The organism is Paraburkholderia sp. BL21I4N1, assembly GCF_002973525.1.
Classification (GTDB): Bacteria; Pseudomonadota; Gammaproteobacteria; order Burkholderiales; family Burkholderiaceae; genus Paraburkholderia.
The window spans coordinates 1-2964 of sequence record NZ_PVEN01000052.1 but is presented as its reverse complement, the minus strand read 5'-3'; the positions used below and the strand labels follow the sequence as shown (position 1 = coordinate 2964).

The following is a 2964-nucleotide window of genomic DNA, read 5'->3' as shown; positions in this document are numbered from 1 at the left end:
GTATCCGTCAGCGAAACCCGTTGGGGCGGTTTTGCGCGGCTAAATGTCGACGATCTTTCGCAGTAAAGAGTACGAAACGCGCCAGTGGCCATCGGTGTCATTAACGGCGACCGATGCGGTCTTGGCATTCAGCCTCACGACGACTCCGACGCGCTCGCTTAGGTGCTTGTCGGTGAAGCTAACTGTGTCACCGATGAAGAATTCTTCACGCTGCGTTCTCGGCGGCGGTGTCGGTTCGACGTGAGGCTGAGCACTTGACGTTTCAGGGATGATCGCCGCATAGAGCACGCCCCAACGGCGTCGAGTTGCGCTGTCCTGAACCACAGCCTGTGTCTGGCGGAGTTCAACTATGGTGCCTTGCGCCGGCGGCCCAAGCGGGTTATCGCCGATGTAGTTCACGGCCATCCCCAGATGCAGGCGTTGACGTATTTCGAGAATACGTCGGGGGTCATCGAGCATTTTGCCGATAGCTAGATAGAGGCGATATAGCTCGGCGCTGGGCGCCTGCCGAAGCGAGTCGAGAATGTCCATGGTGTAGAGGTGTTTTAACGGGCGAGCGGCAACAGTTCATGCACGCGATTGACGGGATACGACGGCAGTTGCTCAAGCGTTCGTTCAAGCCACGCGTAGGGCTCGATACCGTTGAGGCGAGCCGTCCCGATGAGGGAATACATCGTTGCCGCCGCACGCGCACCTCGTGGAGAACCCGCGAACATCCAATTCGCCCGTCCGACGGCAATAGGCCTGATCTGGCGTTCTAGAGCATTGTTGTCTGGCAATAGGACGCCGTTCTCCGTGTACCGGATAAGCGCCTCCCAATGCCGTAATGCATAACCAAATGCCTTGGCAAGCGGCGCTCGTGGGAGCAAGCCAATGCTGTTCGCCTCGAGCCACTGAAGAAACTGTGCAAGCACCGGCAAGGCTTCGGTTTGCCGTGCCGCCAGCTTGATGTCTGGTGCCTGGTCTTTGACCCGCGATTCAATCGCATATAGCTTGGCGATCCACTGAAGGGCTTGCGCCGCGAGCCCCGGCTCCTTCTGATCCTTGGCAATTTCGAAGAACCGTCGACGGCAATGCGCCCAACATCCAACCTCGATAATATCGCCTCGCTCGTATAGCGCACCATGGCCGCTATACGCGTCGGCCTGCAGATACCCTTTGTATTCGTTTAGGTACAGCAGCGGATGTGCTCCCGCACGCGACTCGGCGAACTCGAACACGACCGCTGGCGGGTGGTCGACCCAGACACCGTTCTCCTTATACTGGCCCGCACCAAGGTAGCCCCATAATCGTGCTGTACGCGTTGACGCCTGGCCTCGCTCGAGCAAGGGCAGTGTCGTGTCGTCCACGTGCATGCGCGGCGCCTTTAACTGGTGAGCGCGCAACCCAGGTAGCAGCACCGATAATAACTCGGCCGACGCCAGCTTCCATTCGCACAGCGTCGCTCGCGGCAAGTACACGCCACGGCGCGCGTAGCGCATTTCCTGACGATTCAACGGCAAATGATCGACATAGGTGTTCACCAGAACGTTGGCGAGCAGGCTGGCGCTTGCATTGCTCTTAGGCAACGGCGAGGGCTGAGCGCTTGCGGTCACGATGGTCGATTCGCCGTCCTTCTTCGCCACGTATTTAAAGCGGATGTGCTCAATGACGGTCAGCTTGGACGGCTCGTAATGCAGCGTCTCGCTGCGCTCTTCGCCGATCCGTTCAAGCGTATCGAACGCCATCTTCTGTTCGTCGCTCAGATCGTATTCGATGCGTGTGCGTGGCAGGTCCTTGGGCAGTGCAGGACGCCCTTTTCGGGTGTGACTTTCTACAGGAACGGCGTCGACTGCTGGCGGTGCCGGGATATCCGTGGCGGCGTCGAACAGCTCGGCTTGGCCCGCCAGGCGCTCGGAGCTCACGCCAAAGCGCGCACGGTTCAACTGCGCAATCTGATGCTGGAGGATTTCCAACTGCTCCCACAACACCCGTGCAAGCCGGTTCTGTTCGAGCGCGAACGCTTGCAGCGCATCGGGCTCGATGGGAAGATCCGCGACAGTGACGGCGTTGGGTGGCATGTGTTCCATGATGCCTAACTCAGGCCACGTTTACAAGCTCGGCGCTCCGCTGGAGCACCTCACGTCACGCGCGTTACTGCCACGGTGCGGTGCGGCTCTCGCGCCGGAATCTCGATGCCTTCGAGCCATGCGTTGAGCTCGGCGAGCGTGAAGCCGCGCTGGGCGAGCAATGAGGGTGCCGGGAAACGGCCTCTTTCGAGACGCTTATACCAAAGCGCGAAGCCGGTCCGGTCCCAATAAAGAATCTTCACTTTGGAACGGTCGCGCGCCACGAAGACGAACAGGTTGCCCGATGTAGGCTTCTGAGCAAGTAACGGCTCGACGAGATAAGACAGCCCATCGATCGCCTTGCGCATGTCTACCGGGTCGCGACAGATGTAAGCGCGAACGTCCGAGGCAATCAGCACCGACCACCTCCGAGTTGCCCGAGCACAAAGCGCACGATGCGCTCGGCGTGAACGCCGCTCAGTTCGATACGAACGCCAGCGAGCGATAGCGTCACCCCGTCACGCGACGGCGACACATCAGCCGCTTGCGTTGCAACAGGCGGCCTTGAGGGAGCAAGTTCACCATCCAGATTGGAAACGATGAATGCCGCATCCGCAGTAACCGCGAGCGGCTGCTTAATCTCTTTGATGTGGGTCGAAAGCTTCTTGCGCCACAGGCTGAAGGTGCTGACCGCCAAACCCTGTTCCCGGCAAAATCGCCGAGCGCCGACACCACTCGCCTTCCAGGTGGTAACCATTTCGCCCCAGAACGCTTCCCCTTGCCGTGGGCGACGTGTACCCATCGCCGTTGAAGCCTTAATGATCTCGTCTTCCATCGCATTGCCCTCGTTCTCACGAAAGCACCACCTTCACATTCGGAATGCCGCGATTCAAGACGGGATCCGCTGACGCTTACG

Annotated in this window: 4 protein-coding genes; all 4 read right to left on the bottom strand. The window is 59.6% G+C overall.

Going from position 1 to position 2964, the window contains the following annotated elements:
• Nucleotides 1–39: 39 nt before the first annotated feature.
• From B0G83_RS37930 to B0G83_RS37915, 4 genes are read right to left on the bottom strand one after another with little or no spacing between them, the layout of a single operon-like run.
• On the bottom strand, nt 40–531 hold the full coding sequence (locus tag B0G83_RS37930; RefSeq protein ID WP_105512352.1) for a hypothetical protein: 492 nt from the start codon (nt 529–531) through the stop codon (nt 40–42).
• A 14-nt stretch (nt 532–545) separates the two neighbouring features.
• Nucleotides 546–2069 (bottom strand): IS66 family transposase, encoded by a 1524-nt coding sequence (locus B0G83_RS37925; RefSeq protein ID WP_105512351.1) that lies wholly within the window; start codon nt 2067–2069, stop codon nt 546–548.
• 50 nt (nt 2070–2119) lie between these two features.
• Nucleotides 2120–2416, bottom strand: a complete 297-nt coding sequence (gene tnpB / locus B0G83_RS37920) for an IS66 family insertion sequence element accessory protein TnpB (RefSeq protein WP_105512350.1) — start codon at nt 2414–2416, stop codon at nt 2120–2122.
• Nucleotides 2417–2460: 44 nt separating this feature from the next.
• Nucleotides 2461–2883, bottom strand: a complete 423-nt coding sequence (locus B0G83_RS37915) for a hypothetical protein (protein ID WP_105512349.1) — start codon at nt 2881–2883, stop codon at nt 2461–2463.
• Nucleotides 2884–2964: the final 81 nt, after the last annotated feature.

Bases quoted from the DNA above. Each gene is read 5' to 3' on its own strand.
- B0G83_RS37930 (WP_105512352.1), bottom strand. From the start codon at position 531: ATGGACATTCTCGACTCGCTTCGGCAGGCGCCCAGCGCCGAGCTATAT.
- B0G83_RS37915 (WP_105512349.1), bottom strand. From the start codon at position 2,883: ATGGAAGACGAGATCATTAAGGCTTCAACGGCGATGGGTACACGTCGC.
- tnpB (WP_105512350.1), bottom strand. From the start codon at position 2,416: ATGCGCAAGGCGATCGATGGGCTGTCTTATCTCGTCGAGCCGTTACTT.
- B0G83_RS37925 (WP_105512351.1), bottom strand. From the start codon at position 2,069: ATGGAACACATGCCACCCAACGCCGTCACTGTCGCGGATCTTCCCATC.